We start from the raw sequence: 24,874 nt of genomic DNA, 5'->3' as shown, positions 1-24,874 counted from the left end.
TGATCAGAAGCGGGTGAATTCCGATTCGTCCGGGGCACTGGCCATGCTGTAGGCGAAGGCCTTGCGCGGCGCCTGTGGTTTTGGCCGTGGCGGCTGACGGTTGGGCTTGCTGCCAGGGCTGTCCACGCTGCTGCTTTGAACCGCGGCCTTGGGCGTTGAATCCAGCACGAAGAAGCTCATGGCCTGTTGCAGTTGCTCGGCCTGGCTGCTCATTTCTTCGGCGGTGGCGGCCAGTTCCTCGCTGCTTGACGCGTTCTGCTGGGTCACTTGGTTGAGCTGGGTCATCGCCGTATTGATCTGCGCGACACCTGCGGCCTGTTCCTCGGACGCGGCGCTGATTTCCTGCACGAGGTCGGAAGTCTTGTTGATCGAGGGCACCATTTCGTCAAGCAACTTGCCGGCCTTCTCGGCCATGTCCACGCTGCTGGAGGACAGTTCGCCAATTTCCTGGGCGGCGACCTGGCTGCGTTCGGCCAGCTTGCGCACTTCGGCCGCCACCACGGCGAACCCCTTGCCATGCTCACCGGCCCGAGCGGCTTCGATGGCGGCATTGAGGGCGAGCAGGTTGGTCTGGTAGGCGATGTCATCGATGATGCTGATGCGCTGGGCGATTTTCTTCATCGCCACCACGGTCTGCTGTACCGATTCGCCGCCCTCGGTGGCTTCCTTGGCGGCCTTGCTGGCCATGCCGTCGGTGACCTTGGCGTTTTCAGTGTTCTGGTTGATGCTGGCGCTCATCTGCTCGACCGATGCACTGGTTTCCTCGACGCTGGCGGCCTGTTCACTGGTGGCCTGGCTCATCGATTGCGCGGTGGCGCTGACCTCCTCGGAGGCGCTGGCCAGGTTATCGGCGGCGTTGCGCACTTCACCGATGATATGTGCCAGCTTGCCGACCATGTTGCGCATGGCGTTGAGCACCATGCCGGTTTCATCTTTGGCACCCGGCTCGATGTGGGCGTTGAGGTTGCCTTCGGCCAATTGCTCGGCGGCAGTCGCGGCTTGCTTCAACGGACGGGAAATGATCCGCGCAATGAACATCGCCAGGCCCAGGCCAATCAACAAGGCGGCGATCAGCACCGCGATGATCGACACGCGTGCGCTTTCGTACAGCGCCGCGCCCTTGTCACCCGCAATGGTCGCCCCGCCGTCGTTGAGCTCGACCATTTTCTGCAAGCGGCTGGTCACTTCATCGAAATGCTCCTTGGACTCGCCCCTGAGCAAACCGCGCGCCTGGGCTTCCTGATTCTGCCGGGACAGCTCGAACAACTGCTTGCTGGCCGCCAGGTAGGACGTCCAGGCGCTTTTCACGCTGGCCAGGAGCTGACGGTCTTCGTCGTTGGACAGCAACTGCTCATAGGTCCCGAGGCGGGTTTCGAACTGTTGGCGCGAGTCGACGGCCTCACGTTCAGCCTGGGCCTTTTCCTCGGCAATCTCGGTACCGATGTGGCGGTTTTCTTTCAAGCGATAGTTGGCGGCAAAAAAACGCATGCCGGCCGCTGCGCGCATGGAGGGCATCCAGTTGCCCTTGATGTCCTGGGCCGCCTGGTTGACCGCACCGAGCTGGAGGATGGCGAAGCCGCCCATGGCCGCAGTGAGCGCCAGGACCACCAGGAACGAGCTGATCAACTTGGTGGAAATCTTAAGATCGTAGAACCATTTCATCGGGGAACCTCCATGGAGTTGCGAATACGTCAGCGAGCGACGGCCGGTGGCGATTGAGGCACCTGGGGCGTGCGGGCTTCCAGTTGTACGATTTGGTTGAGCAGTGCCGGTATATCCAGGATCAGGGCCACCGCGCCGCTGCCCAATATGGTCGAGCCGCTGATGCCGCGCAGTGCGCCAAACAACTTGCCCAGGGGTTTGATCACGGTCTGGAACTCCCCGAGCAGCTCATCGACCACCAGCCCGGCCTTGTGCTCGGCGTAGCGCACCACCACCACATTCTGGCGGCGCGAGGCGGGGCCTTCGTGGCTGAAGTGGTCGCGCAGGTCCACCAGCGGCAACACTTCGCCACGCAGGTCCAGGTAGCCCTTGTCGCGGCTGGACTGGCGCTGGCGCTCATCCAGTTCGATGCATTCCTGGACCATGTCCAGCGGAATCACATAAGTGGACTGGTCGATGCCCACCAGAAACCCATTGATGATCGCCAACGTCAGCGGCAGGCGGATGCGCACCACGGTGCCCTGGCCGGGGCGGCTGTCCAGGTCGACGGTGCCGCGCAACAGGGTGATATTGCGCTTGACCACGTCCATGCCCACGCCACGCCCGGACAGATTGGTCACGGCCTCGGCGGTGGAGAAACCCGCTTCGAAGATCAGGTTGTAGATCTCCTGGTCGGTGAGCACCGCGCCGCTGGCCACCAGCCCGCGCTCCTGGGCTTTGGCCAGGATGCGTTCACGGTTGAGCCCGGCGCCATCGTCGGCGATTTCAATGACGATGCTCCCCGAGTCATGGTACGCATTGAGGCTCAAATGGCCTTTGGCCGACTTACCGGCCGCACGCCGGGCATCGGCGCTTTCGATACCGTGGTCCATGGCGTTGCGCAGCAGGTGCATCAGTGGGTCGCCGATTTTCTCGACAACCGTCTTGTCCAGTTCGGTTTCCGCGCCGCTGATGATCAGTTCGATGTCCTTGCCCAGCTCCTGGCTGATATCGCGCACCACGCGGCGGAAGCGGTTGAACGTGTCGCCGATGGGGATCATGCGCAAGTGCAGGGCGCCATCGAGGATCTCTTCCACCAACCCCGATACCGTCGAGGTGGCCTCTTGCAGAGGGTCGTTGTTACAGGAGCGGGCCAGCAGGCTCGCACCGGCACTGGCAATCACCAGCTCGCCGACCAGGTTGATCAACTCGTCGAGCTTGTCGGCGTTGACCCGCACGTAATTACCGTCCCGGGGTTTCGCCTCGCTGGCGGCCGGCTGGCGCTGCGCCGAAGCCGTGATGGCGCCTTGCTCTGCCGCCGTGACCTGTTCGCTGCCCAGGTCGCTGTCGGGCGTGGGGTCGACGGCAACGATGTGCACTTCACAATCGTCACGCACGAAGTCGAACACTTCGTTGAGGGTGGCATGGCTGGCTGTCGAGCGCAGGTCGATCTCGAAACCCAGGTAGCAGCTCTCCGGGTCCCAGCTTTCCAAGGCCGGGATGCTATCGGTGAGGATCGTGACCTGCATCATCTGCCCCAAGGTCTCGAGGTAACGCAGAAACGACAGCGGGTCCATGCCATTGCGGAACACATCCGCGCCGAAACGCAGGGAGATGTGCCACAGCACGTCGGTGGGAGTGCCCGTGCAGGCCGCCGCAGTTTCGACGCGTTGGGCCGGGGTGCCAGGTGCCTGATACGTGCTCAGCGCCTCGCGCAATGCCGCTTCACGTTCCAGGGCCTCGGGCTGCAACGTTTCGCCCCGATGGGCGACGACGTCGATCAACTCGAGCATATGGTCGCCGCACTTGAGCAACATCGCGATCAGCGTGGCATCGACCGCCACACTGCCGTCGCGCAGGCGGTCGAGTACGTCCTCGACAATATGCGTAAAACTCACGACTGGCTCCAGGCCGAACAGGCCGGCGGAGCCCTTGATAGTGTGGGCGGCACGGAAAATCGCGCCAATGGCATCCTGGTCGCCGGGTTCGCTTTCCAGTTGCAGCAAGGATTGCTCCATGGCTTGCAACAGCTCGCGCGCCTCGACGATGAATGTCTGCTGTGCCTGATCGAGATTGATGCTCACCTGAACTTTCCTTGTCGATCAATGAACGTGGGTGGCGCTGACTACAAGACCGCGCCTCGACACAGTTGGAGTGCCTGCGTGACTGCCTGGCTCTGGCCGATCACGCTCAAGGCTGTGCCGGCGATGCCGGCTTCACGCTGGATGACCGCGAGCAATTGCAGGCCGGCGCCATCCAGTTCCGTGACCTGTGACAGGTCCAGCGCCATGCGTGGCGTCGCGCCCAGCTGCGGCAGCAGCGCGCCCGCCAGCTCGGCGACGGTGTAGATCGTCAGTTCGCCGTCAATGCACACGCGGGTGGTGTCATCGAATGTTTCATGGGTGATGGGCATGGGAGCCTCCCTGGCGCCGGGTGTCAGGGCAGAATCAGTTTTGAGACCGCTGCCAGCATCTGTGCCGGCTGGAACGGCTTGACCACCCACGCCTTGGCGCCAGCGGCCTGGCCCTCGGCCTTCTTCGATTCCTGGGACTCGGTGGTCAGCATGATGATCGGGGTGAACTTGTAGTTGGCCAGCTTCTTGACCTCCTTGACGAAGGTGATGCCGTCCATGTTGGGCATGTTTACGTCGCTGATGATCAGGTGCACCTTCTGCCCGGTGAGCTTGCCCAGGGCATCCCGGCCGTCGCACGCTTCGATCACGTCGTAACCGGCGCTTTTCAAGGCAATGCCGACCACTTGCCGCACACTGCTGGAGTCGTCGACCACTAATACATTCTTCGCCATGAGGTGCTCCTAAAAGAAGGTAATGTCTTGAGAATTCTGCTGCACGGCCGCTTCGCCATGATGGATGCGCCGTTGCTCGTCGGTGGCATAAGTGGCTTCCATGCGCGCCAGCCACTGCCGGGCGTCGACGGCGACCGCCTGGTCAGGGGCCTGGCTGGCCTGCAGGAGGTGGTCATGCAAGGCGTGCATGTTGTCTCGCACGTGGCTGAGGATCTGGCTGACCCGGTCCTGGAATTGCAGGTTGACCAGCACCTCGGTCATCTCATCACGAATGCCGTAGCTTTCCTGCTTGAGCAGGTCGGCGGACTCGGCCAGGCGCCCGGTGATGTTCTGGAAGCGCTCGAGCACCACTTGAATGCTGTTTTCGGACGCCGCCACCGAGTGGCTGTCCTGGTCGGCGCTGCTGGACGCGGCCTGTACCAGTTGGGTAATGGCGTTATTGATGATGTCGACCTTGGCCGACATCTGTTGGCCGGTTTCACTGGATTTGCTCGACAGGCTGCGCACCGCATCGGCCACCACGGCGAAACCACGACCGGCTTCGCCAGCCCGCGCCGCCTCGATGGCCGCGTTGAGCGCCAGCAGGTTGGTTTGCGCGGCAATCGCCGCCACGTCGGCGGCCATGGTGCGCAGTTCACCGGTATAGGCGGTGAGGCTACGGACCTGGGCCAGGGTTTGGTCACGGCTGCTTTGGGTCGCCTTGAGCGAATTGATCACCTGGCTCAGCTCACTGTCGCTGCGCGCCAGCACCTCAAGCGCGCCGTCGGCGGCCTGGCCATCCAGCTCACCCGCAGCGTGCTGCGAGGCTTGTACCGTTTCCTGCAACCGTGCGGCAATGCCGGTAAAACGGTTGGCCAGGCTCACAATGGCTTCTTCGGTCTGATGGCGCGAGCTTTCCACCTGCTTGGCCCAGATCGGCATGGCGCCCAGCAACACTTCATCAAGCTGTGCCCGCGCGGCCATGCCGTTATGTGCCGCGTCCGCGTCGGCCTGATCCGCCTGCGCACGCGCAATGGCTCGCCGCGTGGCGTCACGCTGCGAACCCGCGCTCCAGGCACAGGCACCGAAGCCGATCAACACCAGTACCGCGCAGGCCGCCAGGTTGGCCGCAGAAGTTGATTGCACCAGTATCCACACGACGGCGGGCAGGACCGGGATGAAAGCAAACCAGCGAAAACGCGGATGACCGGTAGGGGAAATGCGGCTGGCTTGACGCTGGGTCATGAGTTCGATCCTTGAACGTTGTTGCGGATATAAACGACATAGGGTTTATCTGCGCAGTACAGAACAACTTTAGACACCTTATGTGCCTTCCGTCTGATTTATGACCAACGGATGAACGTCCACGGTGTTCAGTACCGCTGACGCTGCGCCTTTCGAATCGCTGCCGTTAACGTCCGCTCATGACGTTGAGAAGCCTCGGGGGCTGGCTACGCCGCGCTCTTGCGCCATTGCCCCCCAACCGGCGGTGATAGAGGACCGCCATTGACCGTCTTCACCCAAGCCTCAAGGTTTGAACCCCCTCATCAATTTGAACAGATGGCCGGGCCAGATCCATCGTGCGGTGGGCTGGTCGCGGGTGTCTGCGAGGGCGTCGAAGGCATTGCGATTGGGCGCCGTATCCACAGGGGCATTCAGGGTAGAGGGCGGCGACGCTTGATCATCAGGGGCTTTGGCTGGCTTGCTCATCAGGCCGGTGACCGGGTCGATGCTATAGCCAGCCGCCTTGCCTTTTTCGGTCAGTCCCCATACGCCATTAACGATACCCGAGAGCGCTTCGGAGGGCGGCAGCCTTATGGACTTGTCCGTGGTGCGAACAATGTGATCCTCGATCCGGACTCGCGTGTAGGTGGCGAACTCGCTGCCCAGCGGCGGTTGCTGATCGCCCTCGCTGGAGAACTTGTTCACCATCTTCTCCAGGAACGGTATCCCCCCGATGTTCATGAACGCTCCATGGTCTGGATGCAGGATGTATCGCAAAAAACCCTGGTCGATACGGGTACTGTTGATCGCCGAACCATTGAGGATGCGTGAGGCGATTGCAGCATCTTCCGGCTTGAAATCGAAAGTCACTCGATACCGCTCCGCGTCATAGCCGGTGTTGCCCCCCAAGAGCTGGCGGCCATCGCTGAAGTGACGATAAATACCGAATGTCATGGCCAATGCATCGACATAAACCAAATCCACTCCCTGCTCCTGCGCATAAGCATACATATCCGCGAACAAGGCACGATCCTCGCGGTTAAGGAAAAGGTTAGAGTTCAGGGTGCCATTGAGGTAGGTAAACGGTGGCTTGGCGACCGGTGGCTCGGTGTTGCTACCAAACAAGCGCGAAATCATGAGGTCACGGTGGGAATTGGACTTGGCCGGCGCCGGAGGCTCCATCGATCGCAGCTCTTCCCATGCGGCACGTCGCTCATTGAGGGTGAAAGGCCCGCCGTCGTCGTGGGCAATCAGCTGGAGTTGATCGCGTGTGAGGCCCTTGAACGGGTTGGTATCAGAACCGTTGACGAAGCCGGTCGCTTGTCGAGCCCGTGCCAGGAGATCCGGGTTATCGGTAGAGGGAACCTGCGCGTCGTGCTGCGCTTGGTTGATGAGGTACTGATCGCCGGTAATCGAGTCGAGCAGGCTGGTATCGTTTTGGCCGATGCGGGTTTCGGCACGCGTTGCGGCTTCACTCAATTGCTGAGCCAGGATTGAGACTGAGCTGAAGGTGCCACTATCGGTTGCTGAACCATAGGTATCGGGTTTGACTTCATCGCCTGGCGACACCGAAGAGCGAGGCGTGGCGTTGACTGAGCTGTTTGCCACGGGGTTGTAAGCCGACGATGCGGCAGGATTGATAATGACCATGAGCATTCACCTTGGCTTGGGAAAACAGCAACGGTGCGATGAAAAGTCTATTGTCAAAACTGGAAAGCAACCCGCAGCCAAATAGGCTGCGAGTACTTTTTGTTTTATTAATATCGATATCGGAATGTCACTGAGTCGGTGCCGGCAGGATTTACATAACGTGGTGTACCGCCAAATACACGATGGTAGATGACGACTCGTGAGCCATGACCGAAAGCCTGAGCATTAAAGTCTGACAATGTCCCGGATGAATTTGGATAGATTTCCCTACAGTCCTCTTGAGAGCTGAACGGCCGGGAGTAACACAGCTGTACCACTTCTCTAATGCCCTGAGGATAATAAGTTGTATTCCATTGAATCTCTAACAACTGTTTGGGATCAATGAGTGTACCTTGGGGAATATCCGCAGCCAAAACATTGAAACTCGCAAGCCCGACGCCTGGCTGGGTGTCAGAGTTAGATAAAACAAGAACGGGGTTGGGCGCTGCTGTTTTAGTAATAGCGTTTTCTGCCGCAAAAGCAGTCCCATGAGTAGACGTTACAAAAACCGCTAACAAAGCGAGCAACGTTCGTCTTTGAGTAATACCGCGCGCCCATACAATCGTGCCTTTCATAATCATCACCCTAGAGTCAGTTATTAACATGTCAGGTTCAAATCAATCCAGCTGTAAGCATCACGCCCCTACCATTGCACGATTTAATAACCGTAGAAAGCCAAGCACTTCCTAAAAACACGAAGGACAGCACTGTCATACATGAAAGTAGGAATTCGTAAGTAACTTCCTAGTCCCGCCAGCATTACCGCTCGGAAGCCCCTTAACCCATCTTCCAGCGAATGGCCGTTCAAATCACCTGAATGATGAACCGGTTATTTCTTGTCTTTCTGACTGACAAACCCAAAGAGGGAGTGCCCTGCGCTCATTCGTCGCATCTTTGCGTCCTCCCCTCCAGCCCTCACCGAACCCGCCGATAACCCTACTAACCGCATGCCTATGACCTGCGCCCCTCCACCCGTTCGAGCCAGCCCTATGAACCCACTTTCCCTTCTAAAAAAAGCCCGGGCCGATCGTCAAGGCACCGCCACCCTCACCTGCACCGCCAATGAATTGGAGTCTTCATTGGCCACCCTGCGCATCACACCCACCCTGATCACCGGTTTCATCTCCCCCCACCTGGACATCGACCAGGTCGCCGCCAAGCTCAAGCGTCGCTTTCCGCAAACCGCCATCAGCCTGTGCACCACCTCCGGTGAGTTGTGCAACGCCGCCGATTCGCTGTATTGCGCGACCGGCGAGCGCTGGGACCGGATGGTGTTGCAGCTGTTTGATGACAGTGTGATTGCCTCTGCCGAGGTGGTGATGGTGCCGTTGGAGTGTGAGGACATTCGCAGCGGCGGCAAGCGCTTGGGGATGCAGGAGCGGATCGCCAAGTTGGTGGCCAATATCAAGCGGGTGCAGGTGCACACCTCGATCGATCACCGCGACACCTTGGCCTACGTGGTGTTCGATGGGTTGTCGGCGTCGGAATCGTTTTTCATGGAGGCGCTGTATGAGTCCGGGCGTTTTCCATGCTTGTTCGTAGGCGGGTCGGCTGGGGGTAAGTCGGATTTCCAGAAAACGCTGATCCACGATGGCCAGCGCAGTTATCAGAACCATGCACAGATTGTGTTCCTCAAGACCGCGGCCCATGTGCGCTTTGGCGTGTTTAAAAGCCAAAACTTCAAGGCCGCGGATTTGACCTTCAGTGTGCTGACCGCCTCGGTGGAAGACCGCACGATTGACCAGGTGATCGACAGCAGCGGCAATATCAAGAGCATGGTGCAGGCGCTGTGTGACGCGTTCAATTGCGCCCCCCAGGCACTGGAGTCGAAGCTGGCGGATTACTCGTTCGCGATTCGGGTGGGCAGTGAGTTGTTTGTGCGCTCCATCGCACGCATCGACTATGAACAGCAGATCGTGCAGCTGTTTTGCGACGTGGCGCCGGGCGAAGAGCTGGTGATGGTGCGGCGTACGCCATTGCGTGAGGCCACACGCCTGGACTACGAGCAGTTTTTGCGTGGCAAGGGCGGCCAGCCGGTGGCGGGGATTTTGAATGACTGCATTTTGCGCCGACTGAATAACGGCGCCGAGCTGGGCAGCATGGCCGGCATTTTTGGGGATGTGCCGTTGGCGGGGTTTTCGACCTTCGGGGAGATTCTGGGCTTGAACCTGAATCAGACGCTGACGGCGATTTTCTTCTTTCGGGTGGCCAAGGGTGCGAGTTTCAGTGATGAGTACGTGGACAATTTCATCGCCCATTACGGCGAGTTCAAGGCATTTTTCCTGCGGCGTCAGGTGAAGAAGCTGGCGGGGTTGAACCATGTGGTGGTCAAGCAGATTGCGGCGTTCAAGAACAATGATTTCACCGACACCCTGAATACCCGAGGCCTGGACCGCAATATCCTGCCAGTCTTCGAAGGCCTGGCCGACTTGGGCCTGGTGTTGGCCCAGGCCGAGCGCCAACAGGAGGACATCGCTTCGCAGCTCAAGCACTACTCCGGTGAGTTACACGCCTCGATGGATGAACTGGTGGGCACGATTGGCCAGCAGAACACGGTGTCTGCCCAGGCCGGGGCCACGGTGGAGGGCCTGTCCAGCCAGGCGGATGTCGCGGTGCAGGGCGCGCGCACGCTGGCGGGGTCGAGTTTGCGTATCCAGTCGATTGTGCAGGTGATCCAGCAGATCGCCGGGCAGACCAACCTGCTGGCGCTCAACGCCGCGATTGAAGCGGCGCGCGCGGGCGACCTGGGCCGAGGCTTTGCGGTGGTGGCGGACGAGGTGCGCAAGCTGGCGGAAATCACGCGTAAGAATGCAGCGGAAATCGGTGTGGATATTGACCTGTTGTCGAGTGAGATCCAGCGCGTGGCCCAGCAGATTGAAGACCAGTCCACCGGGGTGGGCGCGTTGCGGGAGATGCTGGATGTGCTGGAGGCGTCGAGCCGTGCGACGGAGGGTACGGCGCAACGGACCAAGACCATTGCGGATACGTTGACGGGGCTGACCCATGCCTAGGGTATAGGGCGACGACCGCCGCATCAGGGGTTGATAGCTCTCATCACCGTGAACAGATAACCGGGTCCGGTCACCCCCATAGGCGCCCGATTGCGGCTGGTGGCGAGGGCCTCCAGGAGGGTGCGATGGGGGGCTTTGTCGACGGGGACAGGCGAGGTGGAGCCGTGTGGCGCTGGATTGTCTGCAGCGGCAGTCGCCCGTTGCAACTTGCCGGTGGCCTTGTCTAACGTGTAGCCGGCGGCTTTGCCTTCTTCGGTGAGGCTCCAGGTACCGTTGACGCTAGCGGCGAGTACCTTGGAGGGCGGTAGTTTTATGTTCTTATTCGTGGTGATCACAATATTGTCGTTGATCTTGACGGTTTTTAAAGTGGCGAACTCATTGCCCAGCGAGGGCAGTGAAGCCCCTTCGCCAGAGAATTTGATGACCATCTGTTCAAGGAACGGCATACCACCTGTATTTGAGAGTGCTCCGTAATCCGGATTCAGGATATGCCGCAAATAGCCTGGGTCGAGACGGGTGCTGTTGATCGCCGAACCTTTCAGGATACGTGAGGCAATTGCAGCATCTTCTTCCTTGAAGTTGTAAGTCACTCGATACCCCTCCGAATCGTAGCCATTGTTGCCGCTCAAGAGCTGGCGCCCATCGCTCAAATGACGGTAGTGGCCAAGTGACCAAGCCAGGCGATCCACATAGCCCAGATCCGCACCTTCCGCCTGCGCATAAGCATACATATCCGAGATCAAGGCACGATCATCGCGATTGAGGAATTCAAAAGCGCTTTGAGTGGTGTTCTCAAAGGTCGCCGGAGGCTGGGCAACCGACGGCTCACGGTGGCCGAACAAGCGGGAGATCATCAGGTCACGGCCATTGATGCCTGCCGACCTGGGGCTACTCGCCACTGGGGGAGCGACAGTTTGCATCTCCTGCAACGCGGCACGTCGCTCATGGGTGGTAAAGGCGCCGCCCTCGTCGTGGGCGATCAAGCTCAATTGATCGCGCGCAAGGCCTTTGAAGGGGTTGCTGTCGACCCCATTGACGAAGGCGGTTGCTTGACGGGCGCGAGCCAGCAATTCTGGGGTGGCGGTCTTTGGAAGCTCTGCGTCGTGCTGCGTTTTGTTGGCGAGGTAGGTGTCGCCCGTAATCGAGTCGAGTGGGTGGGGGGTGTTTTGACCGCGACGGGCTTCAGCGCGCGTGGCGGCTTCGCTTAATTGATGGGCGAGCGTCGATACGGTGCTGTTGGTAACGCGACTGCTTGTAGCCAAGGATGCATCAGTCTTGTGTTGCGTTGGCGGGCTAACAACATTCACCGGACTGCCTGTCAGGCGACCATGAGCTATCGAAGCATAAGAAGTCAGGTTAATCATAAAATCTCACCCCGTAGAGGCGGCTGTAACTTGCCTACATTCAAAATGTTCAATTGTCAGCACAGAAGGCCGCAGTAAAAGTGCCCCCTGAGCGGGCACCTGACTAGTCTCTATATCGAAAGGTCACTGAATCAACGCCGGCAGGACGAGCATAGGGAGGGACTCCTCCTAGTACCGTATGACCGATGGTGACACGCGAACCATGGTTGAACGCCTCACCATTAAAGTCTGATAGTGTTCCGGAAGAGTTCGGGTTAATAGCAACACAGTTCTTTTCAGAACTGTAGGGGCGGTAGTAGCACAACTCGACCGACTCGCTAATACTCTGAGGATAGTAGGTCGTCTTCCAGTCGACCCCTAATAATTGTTTAGGATAGGGTAGCGTACCACTGGGGAAATCTGAGGTAGCCAAGTTAAAAAATGCTAATCCGACACCCGCATTATTCGATATCACAAGAACGGGGTCCGGCGTTTGGGTTTTAGTAATAGATCGATCTATCGCGTAGGCTGCGTTATCTAAAACCAGTACGCAAACAGCCAACACAGCAAGCAGGGCTCGTCTTGCATTCATGCAAGACGCCAACAACAAAAACACCGTTGAGCGTTTCATAGTGATCACCATAGCGTCAGGAATTACTCTCTCGGCTTGCTAACAAGCCAGCAGTAGGAACGACGCCCCTAACATGCACGATTTATTATCCCGGGTAAGCCAGCCGCTTCCTAAAAACACTAAGGACCGCTCCGTCATACTTAACAGTAGGATGACGTCAGCCACGTCCTAATCCCGCGTGCACACTATTCAAACCAAGTGGTTAAAGTCATGATGCGCGCCTCACTTCAAGGACGATAAAAACAGTGAAAACCACCTTCGCCGCCCTGCTCCTGACCTGCCTGGCCACACCCGCATTCGCTGACGCCCCCCTCATCGGCTTCAAGAGCACCACCCTGCCCGACGCCCACCACGCTCGCCCATTGGAACTGGCGGTCTGGTACCCCGCCAACACCACCGCCACGCCAACGCTGATCGCCGACTCCGTCGTCTTCATCGGCGCCCTCGCCGTACCCGACGCACCACCGGCCAGCGGCGAACATCCCCTGGTTGTGCTCTCCCATGGTTACGGCGGTAATTGGGGTAAACAGGTGTGGCTGGCCAGTGCTTTGGCGCACCAGGGTTATATCGTGGCGGCGGTCAACCATCCCGGCACTACCAGCAAAGACCGCAGCCCCCAGGCCGCCGCAGCGTTATGGCAGCGCCCGGCCGACCTGAGCCGTGCCATCGACGCAGTCCTGGCGCAACCGAAGCAATTTGGCGCGGTGGCGAAAAACCAGATTGCCGCGGCAGGCCACTCCCTCGGCGGCTGGACCGTACTGGAGATCGCCGGCGCGCGTTTCGACCCCGACCTGTTCAGCCGCGACTGCGGCGCCCACCCCAAGCTGGGCGGTTGCATCGGCTACCAGGAGATGAACCCCGCAGGGACACCTGACGGGAAGGCGCGACTGGCCGCTGACTTGAGCGATAAACGCGTCACCGCCATAGTGTCATTGGACCTGGGCCTGTCACGCGGCATGACCGACGCGAGCCTGGCGGCGCTACGGGTGCCGGTTTTGGTGATTGCAGGCGGGGTACCGTCGGAGGATATGCCTGCCGAACTGGAGTCTGCCGACCTGGCCAAGCGCCTGCCAACCGCCTCGACGCGCTACGTGGCGATCAGCGACGCCAACCATTTCAGCTTTATGTCGATCTGCAAGCCGGGGGCGGTCGCATTGATCGAAGAGCGTTCGCCAGGCGACGGCATGATTTGTCGAGATGGTGAGGGCGCACGACCACGGGCGCAGATTCAAAAACAGGTGACAGCGCTGATCAGCGACTTTCTGGCGCAGACGTTTCAGCGTTAAACAAATCCCCCCTGGACAGACGGCGGCCAGCCAATCAGTCAGGCTACATGGGCGGACCTGGGCAATCCCGCTCAACAGCCTCGCATCGATAACACTGATGATTACTATCGAACCGCTCGCCTATGGGGTGGCCAAACCCGATTCCTATAATCGCCTCCCAATTCTTCCCCTTCGCCTGGCCTCAGGCGACATCCCCCTTGGAACCCAGCATCATGCCAAGCGCCCTCCAGGCCCCCAGCGGCCGTCCCGAACATAATCAACAAAGCGTCAAACAGCAGTGGCTGGCGATTCTCTCGGTCGCGGTGGGCGCCTTCGCCCTGGTGACCAGTGAGTTCCTGCCGGTGGGCGTACTCAACGACGTCGCCGCCGACCTCGGTATCACTGCCGGCCACGCCGGGCTGATGGTGACCCTGCCGGGCATCATGGCCGCCCTCGCCGCGCCGTTTCTGTCGGTGAGCATTGGCGCGATGGACCGTCGCTACCTGCTGATCGGCCTGACGTTGATCATGATCATCGCCAACTCGGTCGTGGCCTTTGCCAGTGACTTCAACCTGCTGCTGTTCGGCCGTGTCTTGCTGGGCATCAGCATCGGCGGGTTCTGGGCCACGGCCATTGCCCTCAGTGGGCGCCTGGCGCCCAAGGGTGTGGATGTCGCGAAGGCCACCTCGATCATCATGATGGGCGTGACCCTGGCCACCGTGCTCGGCGTGCCCGTCGGCACCTGGCTCAGCGGCCTGATGGGCTGGCGCATGACGTTCCTGGTCACCGCGCTGCTGGGCGTGCCGGTGCTGCTGGCGCAGGTGTTCCTGCTGCCTCGGCTCACCCCGGAGAAGGCCATTCGCATCAGCGACCTGCCGGCGTTGTTTATCAACCCACAGGCGCGGGTCGGGTTGATCGCGGTGCTGTTGATCGGCTTGGCGCACTTTGCGGCCTACACCTATGTCGCGCCGTTCTTCAAATACAGCTCCGGCTTCGACGGGCCGACGATCGGCTCGCTGTTGCTGCTCTTCGGCGTGGCCGGGGTGTTCGGTAATATCTTTGCCGGTTTCACCGCCAACCGCAGCGTGCGTCACACCCTGTTGCTGGTCGCGCTGATGATCGGCACCAGCACCGCCCTGTTCCCTCACTTCGCCACCGGGATGACCGGCGCAGCGATGCTGATCGGGCTGTGGGGTTTCGCCTTCGGCGCCTTCCCGGCCTGTGCCAGTATCTGGATGTTTGTGGTGGCGCCCAAGGATGTCGAACGCGGCATGCCGCTGTTCGTCGCCTTGTTCCAGGTAATCATTGCCTTGGGCTCGTTCTTTGGCGGGCGGATCGTCGACCAACTGGGCAGCTCGGTGCTGTTGAGCCTGGCCACGGCCCTGGTGGGCTGCGGTTTTGTGACGGTGCTGGTGCTGGGGCGTAATGTCAGCAATAGCTTGGCGGCCCAGCCTGGCTAGGCCTGCCCTGCAACCCGAGACCTTCGCAATAAATGCCCGCCATCGCGCCAACCGCGACGCCGGTTGCTCCCACGCCGCCACGTGCCTGTCAGCCGGCATGTCGCACCCATGCACGATAGTGCAGGTTTTTTCGGCATGGGAGCGCGGCGACGTTGGCCTTGACGGCAGCCAGTCACGTGGCCGGTATGGCGAGGGTATAGGGCTTGATCATAGGCCTCTGCGTTAAGTTTCCGTATTCCATCGCCTTGCGTGATACTGGACCGGCCCCACATCCGAAGTCTTCCCGTAATCGCAGGTCGAGCGGCTCAAAGGATCATGGATAAACCTAAAGACGCCTCTTTTGCCTATCAGGCGGTGTACCGCTACCTCGTCGAATGGATCGAAGCCAGCCCTTCCCAAGGCGAACGCAAACTGCCGTCCCTGCGCCATTTGGCCCAACGCCTGGGCGTGTCGGTGTCGACAACCAAGTACGCTTACTCGCTGCTTGAGGATCAAGGACGGATCTACGCCAAACCCAAGTCCGGTTACTTCACCCGGTGGATACCGGCGCCTTTATCGACTGAACACTCGCCCAACCTGCTCGACCAGGTGTTCGCCAACGCGCGCCAGCCCGGCATGTTGGCCCTGAGCAGCGACGCCCCGGCGATGCTGCTGTCGCTGGAAAACCCTTTACTGATGATAGAGCGCGAAATAGCCCGCCAGTACCCGCGCTCACTCACGCCGCTGTACCTGCCATTCGGCGAGCCCGAGTTGCGCACGGCGTTGGCCGAGCGTTACACCTGCTCCACAGCCCCTTACTGGCAGGCCGAACAGGTGTATATCGGTTCAGACCTGCACACTGTGCTGGACGTGTCACTCAGCGCCCTCGAACTGCGAGGTACGGTGGCGCTGGTGGAGTCGCCGTGTTCGTGGGCGATCCTGCGCCAGTTGCAGGCGGCGAATATCCGCGTGATCGAAGTGCCCCTCGGAGCAGACGGGCGCTTCAACATGCCGGCCTTCCATGAATTGCTCAAACAGGAGCCGATTCGCCTGGCAGTGCTGTCATCGACGGTCAACATACCCCAGGGTGGCGTGGTACCGGCGCAAGACAAGCAGCAGGTCTGCCGCTGGCTGGCAGAGCGGGATATCTGGTTGTTCGAGAATGACACCTACGGCGAGCTGTATTTCGAACCTCGGCCCGCGCGCTATCGCGACTATGCCGACCCGCAAAGACTGGTGGTGTTTTCAACCTTCGACAAGGTGATCGGCTCGGAAGCGCCCTACGGTTATGTACTGTGTCGCGGGCAGGCGCCGCACTTGCAGCGGCTGTTTATGGAGCGCGGGTTTCGCCTCTCGCCGATCCGCCAGAAGGCGATCGCCAAACTGCTTACCTCCAAGCGTCTCGACCAGCACTTGGTGATGCTGCGGGCGGCGTTGCTGGAGCGCATGACGCGCATGAAAGCCCTGCTGGAAGCGCTCGGCGAATGGCAAGTGGTCGAGCCGCGTGGGGGCGCGAGTTTCTGGTTGCAGACCCGTCGCACGGTCGACATGCGCTGGGTATTCGAGCACCTGCTGGCCCAGCGCATCGTCATCGCCCCTGGAGAACTATTCAGCCAGCAAGGTACCTGGAAGCAGTCTCTGCGCCTGAGCTACACCCTCGACTGGAGCAAGGATATCGCCCAGGCTGTGAGGCAGCTGGCCCAGGCAATTCGTCAAAGCCCGTAACAGTGCCGAGCTTCTGGGAAGCGACCGTGGCGCACGTCTTCGGCAAACCGCTCGCACGCATCACGAATCACCGCGCTGACATCCGCGTACTGTTTGACAAAACGCGGCAGGTGCTCGCCGCCCAGTCCCAGCACGTCTTCGGTGACCAGTACCTGGCCGTCGCAGGCGGGCGAAGCGCCGATGCCAATGGTGGGCATGGCCGAGTCCAAGGTGATCTGGCGTGCCACGCCTTCGGCCACCCCTTCCAGCAACAGGCTGAAGGCGCCCGCCTGCAGGCTGGCACGGGCATCGTTGCTGACCACTGCTGCGGTCTGGGCCGTGAGGCCCTGGGCCTTGAACCCACCCATCACGTTGACGAACTGTGGCATCAGCCCCACGTGGGCCATCACCGGAATACCGCGTGCCACCAGGAACTCAACCGTGCCTGCCAGCGCTTGGTTGGCCTCCAGCTTCACAGCATCGCAGCCGGTACGCGCCAGTACCTGGGCGCAATTGCGAAAGGCCTGTTCGTTGGATTCCTGATAACTGCCAAATGGCATATCGGCGATGACACACGCCAACCGCGTGCTGTCGACCACGGCGCGGGTGTGGCCGATGATTTCTTCGAGCTGCATGCTCAACGTCGAAGCCCGGCCATAGCCGACCATGGCCGTGGAGTCACCGACCAGGATGAAATCCACGAGCGGGTCGATCAGCTTGGCGATGGAACTGGTGTACGCCGTGAGGGAGACGATTTTCTGCCGGCCTTTCATGGCGACCAGTTGGGGCACGGTCAATCGTTTGGTACGGGTGTGGAGGCTCATCTTTTCTTCCCTATGCCGTTCAATACTCGGGGGATTGCAGGGCCCGATTATTGGCGAAAGGAAAGGCGATTCAATGCACAGATCGGCGTGAAAAAGCGACCCAGGGAACGGCCGCGGTTTTTAAGCTGGTATCATCCCGAGCCTGTACCAACCGGGTAAGACGACATGAACCGCCAGAAAAAACTGCAGCAGCTATTCAAGGCCAAGGCGAAAAAGGCCAGTGCCAAATTGGCGCCGAAAAGCAAAGACAGATACATCAGCAAAGCAGAGCGGGAAAAGCTGGCGGCTGAAGCCGCTCAGGCGCCAGACATTTCCCCTGAACGTTGACTCAGCAACCGCTCAACGCCACCTGCGGCCGCTCACCGGCAAAGAAAAACGGCCGCAAGCGCACACCCACGCTATTGCCGATAAACGCCGCCACCAGCCAAACCCAGCCATGCAGGCTGCCCGAGGCGATACCGCTGAAGTACGCGCCGATATTGCAGCCGTAGGCCAGGCGTGAGCCGTAGCCGAGCAACAGGCCACCGATCACCGCCGCTACCAGTGAGCGTGCCGGGATGTTCAGGCTGGGAGCGAAACGCCCGGCCAGGCCGGCCGCCAGCAGCGCACCGAGGACGATGCCGATGTCCATGACGCTGGTGATGTCTTCCCACACTGGCGCGGCCAGGGCCTTGGCGTTGCCAGGCATTTGCCAGAACGCCCAACTGGCCACATCCACCCCCAGCCCGCTCGCCGCCTTGGCCCCCCACAACGCGAACGCCGACGTAATGCCCCACGGCCGCCCGGCCAGGGCCAACGTTGCGTAGTTGAGCAGCGCCAGGCCAATCGCGCCCCAGACCAGCGGCCACGGCCCGCGCAGGAAGCGGCGCAGCCCTGGGTGTTCGCTGGTCACGCCCGCTTCAAGCTGACCATGACGGGCTTTTTCCAGCCGCACAGTCACCACCGCGATGAGCGCAAATACCGCCAGGCTCATGAGCAAGGCCGGCACCACGCCGAAGCTTTTGACGATGGACGTCGCGGGGAACGCAGGCAGCGCAAACCACCAGTCCACATGGTGCGTAGCTATCAACGAACCGCAAATGAAGAAGAGCAACGTCACCAACATGCGCGCATTGCCGCCGCCCACGGTGAACAGGGTGCCCGACGCACAACCGCCGCCCAGTTGCATGCCAATGCCGAAGATAAATGCGCCAAACACCACCGACACCCCGACCGGCGCCACCAGCCCGACCACCGGTTGCCCGAACAACGTGCCTGCCCCCAATGCCGGGAAGAACAGCAGCACCGCCACCGCCAACATCACCATCTGCGCGCGCAGGCCGGCGCCACGCCGATCATTGATAAATACGCGCCAGGCCGAGGTGAAGCCGAACGCCGCGTGATAGAGGGTCAAGCCCAGCGCCGCGCCGACCACCAGCAACAGCATCTGGCGCACGCCGACGGTGTTTTGCAGGAGCACGGCGCCCACCAGCAGGAGGATAAACGCCACCAGGGGCGCAAGCGGTTTGCGCGCAGGGGTCAGGGAAAGAGAGGTGCTCATGGGGATCTCGGTTCGGGTGAAGTTGGACGATTGCGAGGGGGCGAGTATAAACCCAGGGGCGGCTTATCTTTGGAGTATTCATGAGTTTGCTCGGAACCTTCCGCTCCCTGCGCAGCGTCAACTACCGCATCTGGGCGGCGGGTGCACTGGTCTCCAATATCGGCACCTGGATGCAGCGCACCGCCCAGGACTGGCTGGTACTGACCCAGCTCACCCCGCATAACGCGGCCGCCGTCGGCATCGTCATGTCGTTGCAGTTCGGGCCGCAGTTGCTCTTGCTGCCCTGGACCGGCTTCGCCGCCGACCACTATGACCAACGCAAGTTACTGATCGTCACCCAGGCGGTCATGGGCATGCTGGCGCTGACGCTGGGGGTGTTCACCATCACCGGTTTTGTCGAGCTGTGGCATGTGTATGTGTTCGCGTTTTTGTCCGGTTGCGCCTCGGCTTTCGATGCACCGGTGCGACAGATCTTCGTCGCGGAGCTGGTGGGTGAGAAGGATTTGTCCAATGCGATCGCGCTCAATTCCACCTCGTTCAACATGGCGCGCCTGATCGGCCCGGCCGTAGCGGGCTTGACCATCGCATCGGTAGGCACCGGATGGGCGTTCCTGCTCAATGGCACGAGCTTTTTTGCGGTGCTGGCTTCGCTGTTTTTCCTGCGGGTGTCCGGCCAGCCGGTGAAGGTGCGAGCGCTGCGCTCCAAGGGCAGCCTGACCGAAGGGCTGCGCTATGTGTGGGCGCGACCGGACTTAAAGGCGATCCTGCTGATGCTGTTCCTGATCGGCACCTTCGGCATGAACTTCCCGATTTTCATCTCGACCATGGCAGTCAGCGTGTTCCATGCCGATGCCCGCGCCTACGGCCTGCTGAGCTCGACCCTGGCCATCGGCACGATCGCCGGCGCCCTGCTCGCCGCCGGCCGCGAACGCCCGCAGTTCAAGTCGCTGCTCACGGGTGCAGCAGTGTTCGGCGCGGGCTGCACACTGGCAGCCCTGGCCCCGAACTACTGGTTGTTTGCCGTGGCGCTGGTGATTATCGGCGTGGGTGCGATGACCTTCAGCAACACCACCAACAGCCTGATGCAGCTGAGCACCGACCCCGCCATGCGCGGCCGCGTGATCGCCCTGCGCGTGGGCGTCGCCCTGGGCGGCACGCCGATTGGGGCGCCCATCGTCGGTTGGGTCGCCGACCACCTGGGCCCGCGCTGGGCGCTGGGGGTGGGCGCGTTATCCGGTGTGCTGGCGGTGGGCGTGGCGCTGTATACCCTAAGGCGCCAGTTGCACCGGCCGAAGTAGCGTTGCAACAGCCTTCTTGTATAGGGGGGTGGGGTATGCAATGATCCGCCGCATTATAGGTAGGGGGGGTATGCCGTGGGTCATCTAGCCGCAAACAAAGACAGCCTGATCAAACGCGTCAAACGCATCGCCGGGCAGATTCAGGCGCTGGAAAAAGCGCTGGAGTCAGACGCCGACTGCGCCAAGACACTGCACCTGGTGGCCGCCACGCGCGGTGCTATCAACGGTTTGATGGAAGAGATCATCGAGGACCACGCCAGGGCGCATGTGGCTGACCCGTCACTGAGTACAGAGGCGCGCAACCAGGGCGTCGAAGAATTGCTTGAAGCCATTCGGCGCTACTCCAAATGACCCTCACGAATAGCCAGGCACACGAGCATGTCTTCCTGGGGGCTGCCCACGACGAGAACGCCCGGCGCACGCTGTGGGTGGTGATACTGACCGTGGTGATGATGGTGGCGGAAATTGCCGCTGGCGCCCTGACCGGTTCCATGGCCCTGCTGGCCGACGGTTTTCATATGGCCACCCATGCGGGCGCATTGGGCATTGCGGCGGCGGCCTATGCCTACGCCAAGCGCCATGCGAACAGCCCTCGCTACAGCTTTGGCACCGGCAAAGTGGGTGACCTGGGCGGCTTCGCCTCGGCGCTGATCCTGGCGCTGGTCGCCCTGGGCATCGGTATCGAATCGTTCATGCGCCTGCTCCAGCCGACCGAAGTGCAATTTGGTACGGCGACCCTGATTGCTATCGTCGGGCTGGTGGTCAATATCGTCAGTGCGTTGCTGTTGGGCCATGGGCATAGCCACGGCCATGACCATGATCACGACCATCACCACCACGGCCACGATAACAACCTCAGGTCAGCCTACATCCACGTGCTTGCCGATGCGTTGACCTCCGTGCTGGCGATCGCCGCATTGCTGGCGGGTCGGTACCTGGGTTGGGTATGGCTGGACCCGGTGATGGGCATCGTCGGCGCCATCGTGATTGCGCGCTGGGCCTGGAGCCTGATGGGCGTGACCGCCGGCGTGTTGCTGGACCAGACCGACGAACACGTCGCCGCCGAGATCCGCGAGCGGGTGGAGCAACCCGGCGATGCAACGATTACCGACCTGCACGTCTGGCAGGTCGGGCCCGGTGTGCATGCGGCCATCGTCAGCGTGGTCGGCCAACCGACAGCGGATGCCGAGAGCATTCGCCTGCGCCTCAAGCCGGTCCATGAAGTGAGCCACCTCACGGTTGAATTTCGTGCCGCGTAGCGGCGCCCCTTGACGGTATCCCCAGGTGAAATCTTGGCTAAAGAAATCGAAAACCCGTGTGTCTCGACCTGCCAGTTGAGTGGCGAGTTGTGCGTCAGCTGCGGGCGGACCAAGGACGACATCCGTAAATGGAAACGGATGAAACGCCCCGAGAAAATGGCCGCCGTGCAGCGAGCGACAGCGCGCTTGAAGGCGTTGAAAAAAGGCAAGTAACGCTGGGCGTATCGCTCAACCCAGCATCACGTACGCCCCACCGAACCCGTCACCGGCAGGTTGCCGAGTAATTTGAGCCCGGTACTCTTCACGAAGGTGTCGTAGTCCATCGGTTTCTGGATACGGGTTTCGGCATTGGGCAACACGTAGGCCCAGGCGCGTTTGCTTGAGGCGTCGTACACCAACTTGAACAGGCGCGTCGGCACCCAGACCTTGTTGTCGCCGATGGTGCTGTAGCCCGCATCGAACAGCGGCCCGGTGAACACATACACGTCGCCGCCCGCGCGCTTGGCAAACTTGCGCACATCCGCTTCGACCTTGCTCCAGATCTTGCGGTTGTTGGTAGGGTCTTGCGGCACCATGTTCGACAGCGCGAAAGACTGTGCCATGGCATGGGCATTCGGCGCGTCGGCGGCTGGGGATTGGTGGCCACGGTCCATCGCCGGGTGCTGGCTGCGGTAGTCGCTCAACTCGGCGCGCCCACCTTTGGGAATGCGTGGGTCGGGGTAAAACTGGTTGGTGCGCTCCTCGCCTTTGGCGTCGTTCAACTGGGCGGCATTCAGGCGCTCGACCACCACCAGCGGGGTCTTGCTGGTTTGCGAATAGAGCACCGCGAAGTGGTCGGAACAGAGGGCCATTGGCCTCATGCTGGCTGGCACCGTGGCCGTGTTGATCGGTGTCGCGGCGGGGAAGAGTTCGGCGCAACCGTCAAACGAGATACGTTGCTGCGTGGACGTGTAGGGGTTTGCCGGGCCGCGAGCGTCTACGGCGGTAGAGACTAAAACGAGGGCTGCCAGCCCGACTGCAATGTTGCGTAGGTACATGCTTTAGATCTTAAGGTGAGGGTAAACGGATGAGCGCGAATGATCGCGCGGGGCGTATGGACCCTGATAAATCCGTTTGGTGCCGCAGGCTTACCGATCTTGTCGCGCTCCGCTCCCCTATCGCGCTCACCCGAAGGTTCAGTGAGACACTATTGCAACGCCGGACCGTCGCCCAGGCTTGAAGCCGTGGTCACGCGCGCCCCACGCGATCCCCAGCGCCACGCCGATCAACACCAGCATCGCCCACGGAAATGCCCCCACGCCCCAGCGATCGAGTAATACGCCACCCACCACACCGCTGGCGGCAATGGCGCTGTTCCACGCCACGACGTTCAGCGACAACGCCACATCGGCGCCATCGCCCGCCGCGTCGGCCAGAGCCGTTTGCAGCAAAGTGGCGGCACCGCCGAAGCTCAGGCCCCACACGGCGACGCCAAGGTAGATCACTTCAGGCACGTTGCCCAATACGCCAAACACCAGCGCAATCGCGGCAAACACCACCAGGCTGACCAACACCGTCTGGCGCAATAACGGCTCGACCAGCTTGGCCGTCAGCCAGATCCCCACCAATGCCGCAATGCCGAATACCAGCAACACCAGGTCCACCCGCGCGGCCAAGCCTGCACGCGCCACGAACGGGGCGATGTAGGTATAGAGAACGTTGTGGGCGAGCATCCAGCTGATCACCACCGCCAGTACCGGCCTGACCCCTGGCGTGGTGAGGACCTTGCGCAACGGCAGGCGTTGGTGCGCGGGCTGTGGCGCATAGTCCGGGACTTTCACCAGCACCCAAGCGATCAACACCAGGGTCAGTACCGACATCAGGCCAAAGGTGGTACGCCAGCCGACCAGGCCGCCAAGCCAGGTGCCCAGCGGTACACCCAGTGACAGCGCAATCGGAGTACCCACCATCGCCAGCGCCAGCGCCCTCCCCTGCTGATGGGGCGCGACCATGCGCCGGGCGTAACCGGCCAGCAGGCTCCAGGCCAACCCCGCGGCGACCCCGGCGAAGAAACGCGCCACCAGCGTCACACCGTAATGGGACGACAATGCCGTGATGGAATTGAACAGCAGGAAGCCGACGATGGTCAGCAGCAGCACATTGCGGCGGCGCCAACCACGGGTGGCGATGGTCATGGGAATCACCGCCAGCACCGAGCCCAGCGCATAGGCGGTGACCATCTGCCCGGCCATGGACGGGGAAATCCCCAGGCCATCGCCGATCAACGGCAACAGCCCGGCCGGCAGGGTTTCGGTGACGATGCAGATGAAACCGGTCATGGCCAGCGCGAGCAAGGCGCCGATAGGCAGGCGTTCAGAAGACGCGGATACGCAGAGTGAGGGGGTCACGGGAAACTCCTTGAGGCAATTTAGATACTGATCGATACAAATGTTGCGGGCAGCTGTCGCACGTTGTCAACGACTTATGTATCGACTAGTATTTATCTGGTCTGCCAAGGGAGTTTTATGAAATGGCACAAATGGGCCGTCCCCGTACCTTCGACCGTGACCACGCCGTGGAACAGGCCATGCACCTGTTCTGGCAGCATGGCTACGACGCCACGTCCCTCGCCCAGCTCAAGGCCGGCCTGGGCGGCGGTATCTCCGCACCGAGTTTTTATGCCGCATTCGGCTCCAAGGAAGCGCTGTTCGATGAGTGCGTGCAGCGCTATCTGGCAACCTACGCTCAAGTGACCGAATGCCTATGGGATGAAAGCCTGCTGCCGCGCAAAGCCATCGAGACCGCATTGCGCCAATCCGCGCGCATGCAGTGTGAAGACGGGCATCCCAAGGGGTGCATGGTGGCATTGGGCGTGATGAGCGCACCAAGCCCGGAGAATGCGCGGGTGGCGGATGCATTGACCCAGTCCCGTATGAGAACGCGGGCAGGGATCGTGGCGTGTGTCGAACGTGGAATAAGCTCAGGGCAACTGCCGGATACGATTGCCGCGGTGTCGATGGCGGCGGTGTTTGACAGTTTCTTGCAGGGCATTTCGATATTGGCGCGGGACAACGTGCCCCACGCAACCATCGATGCCGCCATCAGCCACATCCTGCTGACGTGGGACATTGCCGCCGCGACCGCACCGCCCATCCGTGCGACCGCTGCACAGCAGCCCTAGCCCATCCGGAAGCGCTTGCTACAACTCAGGGCGTTGAGGCGTTCATCAAGAGAGCGCTTTGC

23 protein-coding genes are annotated in these 24,874 nt (G+C 61.1%); 10 read left to right on the top strand and 13 right to left on the bottom strand.

All coding sequences use genetic code 11. The features are described from left to right. Positions 1–3 precede the first annotated feature (3 nt). The 7 genes from A7317_RS14780 to A7317_RS30675 form a co-directional block, all read right to left on the bottom strand. Complete coding sequence (locus A7317_RS14780; RefSeq protein WP_069076164.1) at positions 4–1,662, bottom strand: methyl-accepting chemotaxis protein; 1,659 nt, start codon at positions 1,660–1,662, stop codon at positions 4–6. A 29-nt stretch (positions 1,663–1,691) separates the two neighbouring features. Continuing rightward, positions 1,692–3,725: a chemotaxis protein CheA gene (locus A7317_RS14775; protein WP_069076163.1), complete on the bottom strand. Its 2,034-nt coding sequence runs from the start codon at positions 3,723–3,725 to the stop codon at positions 1,692–1,694. A gap of 41 nt (positions 3,726–3,766) precedes the next feature. Beyond that, entirely contained in the window at positions 3,767–4,054 is a 288-nt protein-coding gene (locus tag A7317_RS14770) for an STAS domain-containing protein (protein WP_024076565.1), read from the bottom strand. 23 nt (positions 4,055–4,077) lie between these two features. Continuing rightward, positions 4,078–4,446: a response regulator gene (locus A7317_RS14765; protein ID WP_024076566.1), complete on the bottom strand. Its 369-nt coding sequence runs from the start codon at positions 4,444–4,446 to the stop codon at positions 4,078–4,080. A gap of 9 nt (positions 4,447–4,455) precedes the next feature. Next, positions 4,456–5,367, bottom strand: a complete 912-nt coding sequence (locus tag A7317_RS14760) for a methyl-accepting chemotaxis protein (protein ID WP_371128932.1) — start codon at positions 5,365–5,367, stop codon at positions 4,456–4,458. 585 nt (positions 5,368–5,952) lie between these two features. After that, positions 5,953–7,299: a hypothetical protein gene (locus A7317_RS14755; protein ID WP_069076162.1), complete on the bottom strand. Its 1,347-nt coding sequence runs from the start codon at positions 7,297–7,299 to the stop codon at positions 5,953–5,955. Positions 7,300–7,406: 107 nt separating this feature from the next. Then, complete coding sequence (locus A7317_RS30675; RefSeq protein ID WP_143036974.1) at positions 7,407–7,913, bottom strand: hypothetical protein; 507 nt, start codon at positions 7,911–7,913, stop codon at positions 7,407–7,409. A 414-nt stretch (positions 7,914–8,327) separates the two neighbouring features. Here A7317_RS30675 and A7317_RS14750 point away from each other — a divergent pair, with 414 nt between their 5' ends. After that, the gene (locus A7317_RS14750) at positions 8,328–10,349 is read left to right on the top strand and encodes a methyl-accepting chemotaxis protein (protein ID WP_024076569.1); all 2,022 of its coding nucleotides are present in this window, start codon (positions 8,328–8,330) and stop codon (positions 10,347–10,349) included. A 23-nt stretch (positions 10,350–10,372) separates the two neighbouring features. Here the strand turns inward: A7317_RS14750 and A7317_RS14745 are convergent, their stop codons facing one another. Next, on the bottom strand, positions 10,373–11,713 hold the full coding sequence (locus tag A7317_RS14745; protein WP_155766403.1) for a hypothetical protein: 1,341 nt from the start codon (positions 11,711–11,713) through the stop codon (positions 10,373–10,375). A 103-nt stretch (positions 11,714–11,816) separates the two neighbouring features. Beyond that, entirely contained in the window at positions 11,817–12,323 is a 507-nt protein-coding gene (locus A7317_RS30670) for a hypothetical protein (RefSeq protein ID WP_146015743.1), read from the bottom strand. Between the two features lie 245 nt (positions 12,324–12,568). Here A7317_RS30670 and A7317_RS14740 point away from each other — a divergent pair, with 245 nt between their 5' ends. From A7317_RS14740 to A7317_RS14730, 3 genes are all read left to right on the top strand, one after another. Next, positions 12,569–13,609, top strand: coding sequence for an alpha/beta hydrolase family protein (locus A7317_RS14740; RefSeq protein ID WP_024076572.1), 1,041 nt, complete (start codon positions 12,569–12,571; stop codon positions 13,607–13,609). 212 nt (positions 13,610–13,821) lie between these two features. Beyond that, positions 13,822–15,048 (top strand): MFS transporter, encoded by a 1,227-nt coding sequence (locus A7317_RS14735; protein ID WP_069076160.1) that lies wholly within the window; start codon positions 13,822–13,824, stop codon positions 15,046–15,048. A 315-nt stretch (positions 15,049–15,363) separates the two neighbouring features. Continuing rightward, positions 15,364–16,752 (top strand): PLP-dependent aminotransferase family protein, encoded by a 1,389-nt coding sequence (locus A7317_RS14730; protein WP_069076159.1) that lies wholly within the window; start codon positions 15,364–15,366, stop codon positions 16,750–16,752. Here A7317_RS14730 and panB read toward each other — a convergent pair. Further along, positions 16,740–17,555 carry a 3-methyl-2-oxobutanoate hydroxymethyltransferase gene (gene panB, locus A7317_RS14725; RefSeq protein WP_024076575.1) on the bottom strand — a complete coding sequence of 272 codons (816 nt, stop codon included), beginning with the start codon at positions 17,553–17,555 and terminating at the stop codon, positions 16,740–16,742. The genes A7317_RS14730 and panB overlap by 13 nt on opposite strands. A 165-nt stretch (positions 17,556–17,720) precedes the next feature. Here panB and A7317_RS14720 point away from each other — a divergent pair, with 165 nt between their 5' ends. Then, a complete protein-coding gene (locus A7317_RS14720) occupies positions 17,721–17,882 on the top strand; it encodes a DUF2986 domain-containing protein (RefSeq protein ID WP_024076576.1) in 162 nt (53 codons plus the stop codon). A gap of 1 nt (position 17,883) precedes the next feature. Here A7317_RS14720 and A7317_RS14715 read toward each other — a convergent pair whose 3' ends face one another. After that, the gene (locus tag A7317_RS14715; protein WP_069076158.1) at positions 17,884–19,095 is read right to left on the bottom strand and encodes a YeeE/YedE family protein; all 1,212 of its coding nucleotides are present in this window, start codon (positions 19,093–19,095) and stop codon (positions 17,884–17,886) included. An 80-nt stretch (positions 19,096–19,175) separates the two neighbouring features. Between A7317_RS14715 and A7317_RS14710 the strand changes: the two genes are divergently transcribed. The 4 genes from A7317_RS14710 (at position 19,176) to A7317_RS14695 (ending at position 21,865) form a co-directional block, all read left to right on the top strand. Further along, entirely contained in the window at positions 19,176–20,393 is a 1,218-nt protein-coding gene (locus A7317_RS14710) for an MFS transporter (protein WP_024076578.1), read from the top strand. A 75-nt stretch (positions 20,394–20,468) separates the two neighbouring features. After that, positions 20,469–20,744: a metal/formaldehyde-sensitive transcriptional repressor gene (locus A7317_RS14705; RefSeq protein WP_024076579.1), complete on the top strand. Its 276-nt coding sequence runs from the start codon at positions 20,469–20,471 to the stop codon at positions 20,742–20,744. Next, complete coding sequence (dmeF, locus tag A7317_RS14700; RefSeq protein ID WP_069076157.1) at positions 20,741–21,652, top strand: CDF family Co(II)/Ni(II) efflux transporter DmeF; 912 nt, start codon at positions 20,741–20,743, stop codon at positions 21,650–21,652. The genes A7317_RS14705 and dmeF overlap by 4 nt, the downstream gene beginning before the upstream one ends. A gap of 33 nt (positions 21,653–21,685) precedes the next feature. Beyond that, complete coding sequence (locus A7317_RS14695) at positions 21,686–21,865, top strand: DUF1289 domain-containing protein (protein WP_024076581.1); 180 nt, start codon at positions 21,686–21,688, stop codon at positions 21,863–21,865. A 26-nt stretch (positions 21,866–21,891) separates the two neighbouring features. Here A7317_RS14695 and A7317_RS14690 read toward each other — a convergent pair whose 3' ends face one another. Further along, the gene (locus A7317_RS14690) at positions 21,892–22,689 is read right to left on the bottom strand and encodes a DNA/RNA non-specific endonuclease (protein WP_069076156.1); all 798 of its coding nucleotides are present in this window, start codon (positions 22,687–22,689) and stop codon (positions 21,892–21,894) included. Between the two features lie 138 nt (positions 22,690–22,827). Next, on the bottom strand, positions 22,828–24,039 hold the full coding sequence (locus tag A7317_RS14685; protein WP_069076155.1) for an MFS transporter: 1,212 nt from the start codon (positions 24,037–24,039) through the stop codon (positions 22,828–22,830). A 122-nt stretch (positions 24,040–24,161) separates the two neighbouring features. Here A7317_RS14685 and A7317_RS14680 point away from each other — a divergent pair, with 122 nt between their 5' ends. Beyond that, on the top strand, positions 24,162–24,812 hold the full coding sequence (locus A7317_RS14680) for a TetR/AcrR family transcriptional regulator (protein WP_024076584.1): 651 nt from the start codon (positions 24,162–24,164) through the stop codon (positions 24,810–24,812). Positions 24,813–24,874: the final 62 nt, after the last annotated feature.

Origin of the sequence: Pseudomonas fluorescens, assembly GCF_001708445.1 — a bacterium.
GTDB classification, from domain to species: Bacteria; Pseudomonadota; Gammaproteobacteria; order Pseudomonadales; family Pseudomonadaceae; genus Aquipseudomonas; species Aquipseudomonas gorinensis.
This window is presented reverse-complemented; position numbering and strand designations above follow the sequence as displayed.

What these genes read in the sequence shown, in the direction of transcription:
- A7317_RS14780 (WP_069076164.1), bottom strand. Translation starts at nt 1,662, where the DNA reads ATGAAATGGTTCTACGATCTTAAGATTTCCACCAAGTTGATCAGCTCG.
- A7317_RS14770 (WP_024076565.1), bottom strand. Translation starts at nt 4,054, where the DNA reads ATGCCCATCACCCATGAAACATTCGATGACACCACCCGCGTGTGCATT.
- A7317_RS14765 (WP_024076566.1), bottom strand. Translation starts at nt 4,446, where the DNA reads ATGGCGAAGAATGTATTAGTGGTCGACGACTCCAGCAGTGTGCGGCAA.
- A7317_RS14760 (WP_371128932.1), bottom strand. Translation starts at nt 5,367, where the DNA reads ATGCCGATCTGGGCCAAGCAGGTGGAAAGCTCGCGCCATCAGACCGAA.
- A7317_RS14755 (WP_069076162.1), bottom strand. Translation starts at nt 7,299, where the DNA reads ATGGTCATTATCAATCCTGCCGCATCGTCGGCTTACAACCCCGTGGCA.
- A7317_RS30675 (WP_143036974.1), bottom strand. Translation starts at nt 7,913, where the DNA reads ATGAAAGGCACGATTGTATGGGCGCGCGGTATTACTCAAAGACGAACG.
- A7317_RS14750 (WP_024076569.1), top strand. Translation starts at nt 8,328, where the DNA reads ATGAACCCACTTTCCCTTCTAAAAAAAGCCCGGGCCGATCGTCAAGGC.
- A7317_RS14745 (WP_155766403.1), bottom strand. Translation starts at nt 11,713, where the DNA reads ATGATTAACCTGACTTCTTATGCTTCGATAGCTCATGGTCGCCTGACA.
- A7317_RS30670 (WP_146015743.1), bottom strand. Translation starts at nt 12,323, where the DNA reads ATGAAACGCTCAACGGTGTTTTTGTTGTTGGCGTCTTGCATGAATGCA.
- A7317_RS14735 (WP_069076160.1), top strand. Translation starts at nt 13,822, where the DNA reads ATGCCAAGCGCCCTCCAGGCCCCCAGCGGCCGTCCCGAACATAATCAA.
- A7317_RS14730 (WP_069076159.1), top strand. Translation starts at nt 15,364, where the DNA reads ATGGATAAACCTAAAGACGCCTCTTTTGCCTATCAGGCGGTGTACCGC.
- panB (WP_024076575.1), bottom strand. Translation starts at nt 17,555, where the DNA reads ATGAGCCTCCACACCCGTACCAAACGATTGACCGTGCCCCAACTGGTC.
- A7317_RS14720 (WP_024076576.1), top strand. Translation starts at nt 17,721, where the DNA reads ATGAACCGCCAGAAAAAACTGCAGCAGCTATTCAAGGCCAAGGCGAAA.
- A7317_RS14715 (WP_069076158.1), bottom strand. Translation starts at nt 19,095, where the DNA reads ATGAGCACCTCTCTTTCCCTGACCCCTGCGCGCAAACCGCTTGCGCCC.
- A7317_RS14710 (WP_024076578.1), top strand. Translation starts at nt 19,176, where the DNA reads ATGAGTTTGCTCGGAACCTTCCGCTCCCTGCGCAGCGTCAACTACCGC.
- dmeF (WP_069076157.1), top strand. Translation starts at nt 20,741, where the DNA reads ATGACCCTCACGAATAGCCAGGCACACGAGCATGTCTTCCTGGGGGCT.
- A7317_RS14690 (WP_069076156.1), bottom strand. Translation starts at nt 22,689, where the DNA reads ATGTACCTACGCAACATTGCAGTCGGGCTGGCAGCCCTCGTTTTAGTC.
- A7317_RS14680 (WP_024076584.1), top strand. Translation starts at nt 24,162, where the DNA reads ATGGCACAAATGGGCCGTCCCCGTACCTTCGACCGTGACCACGCCGTG.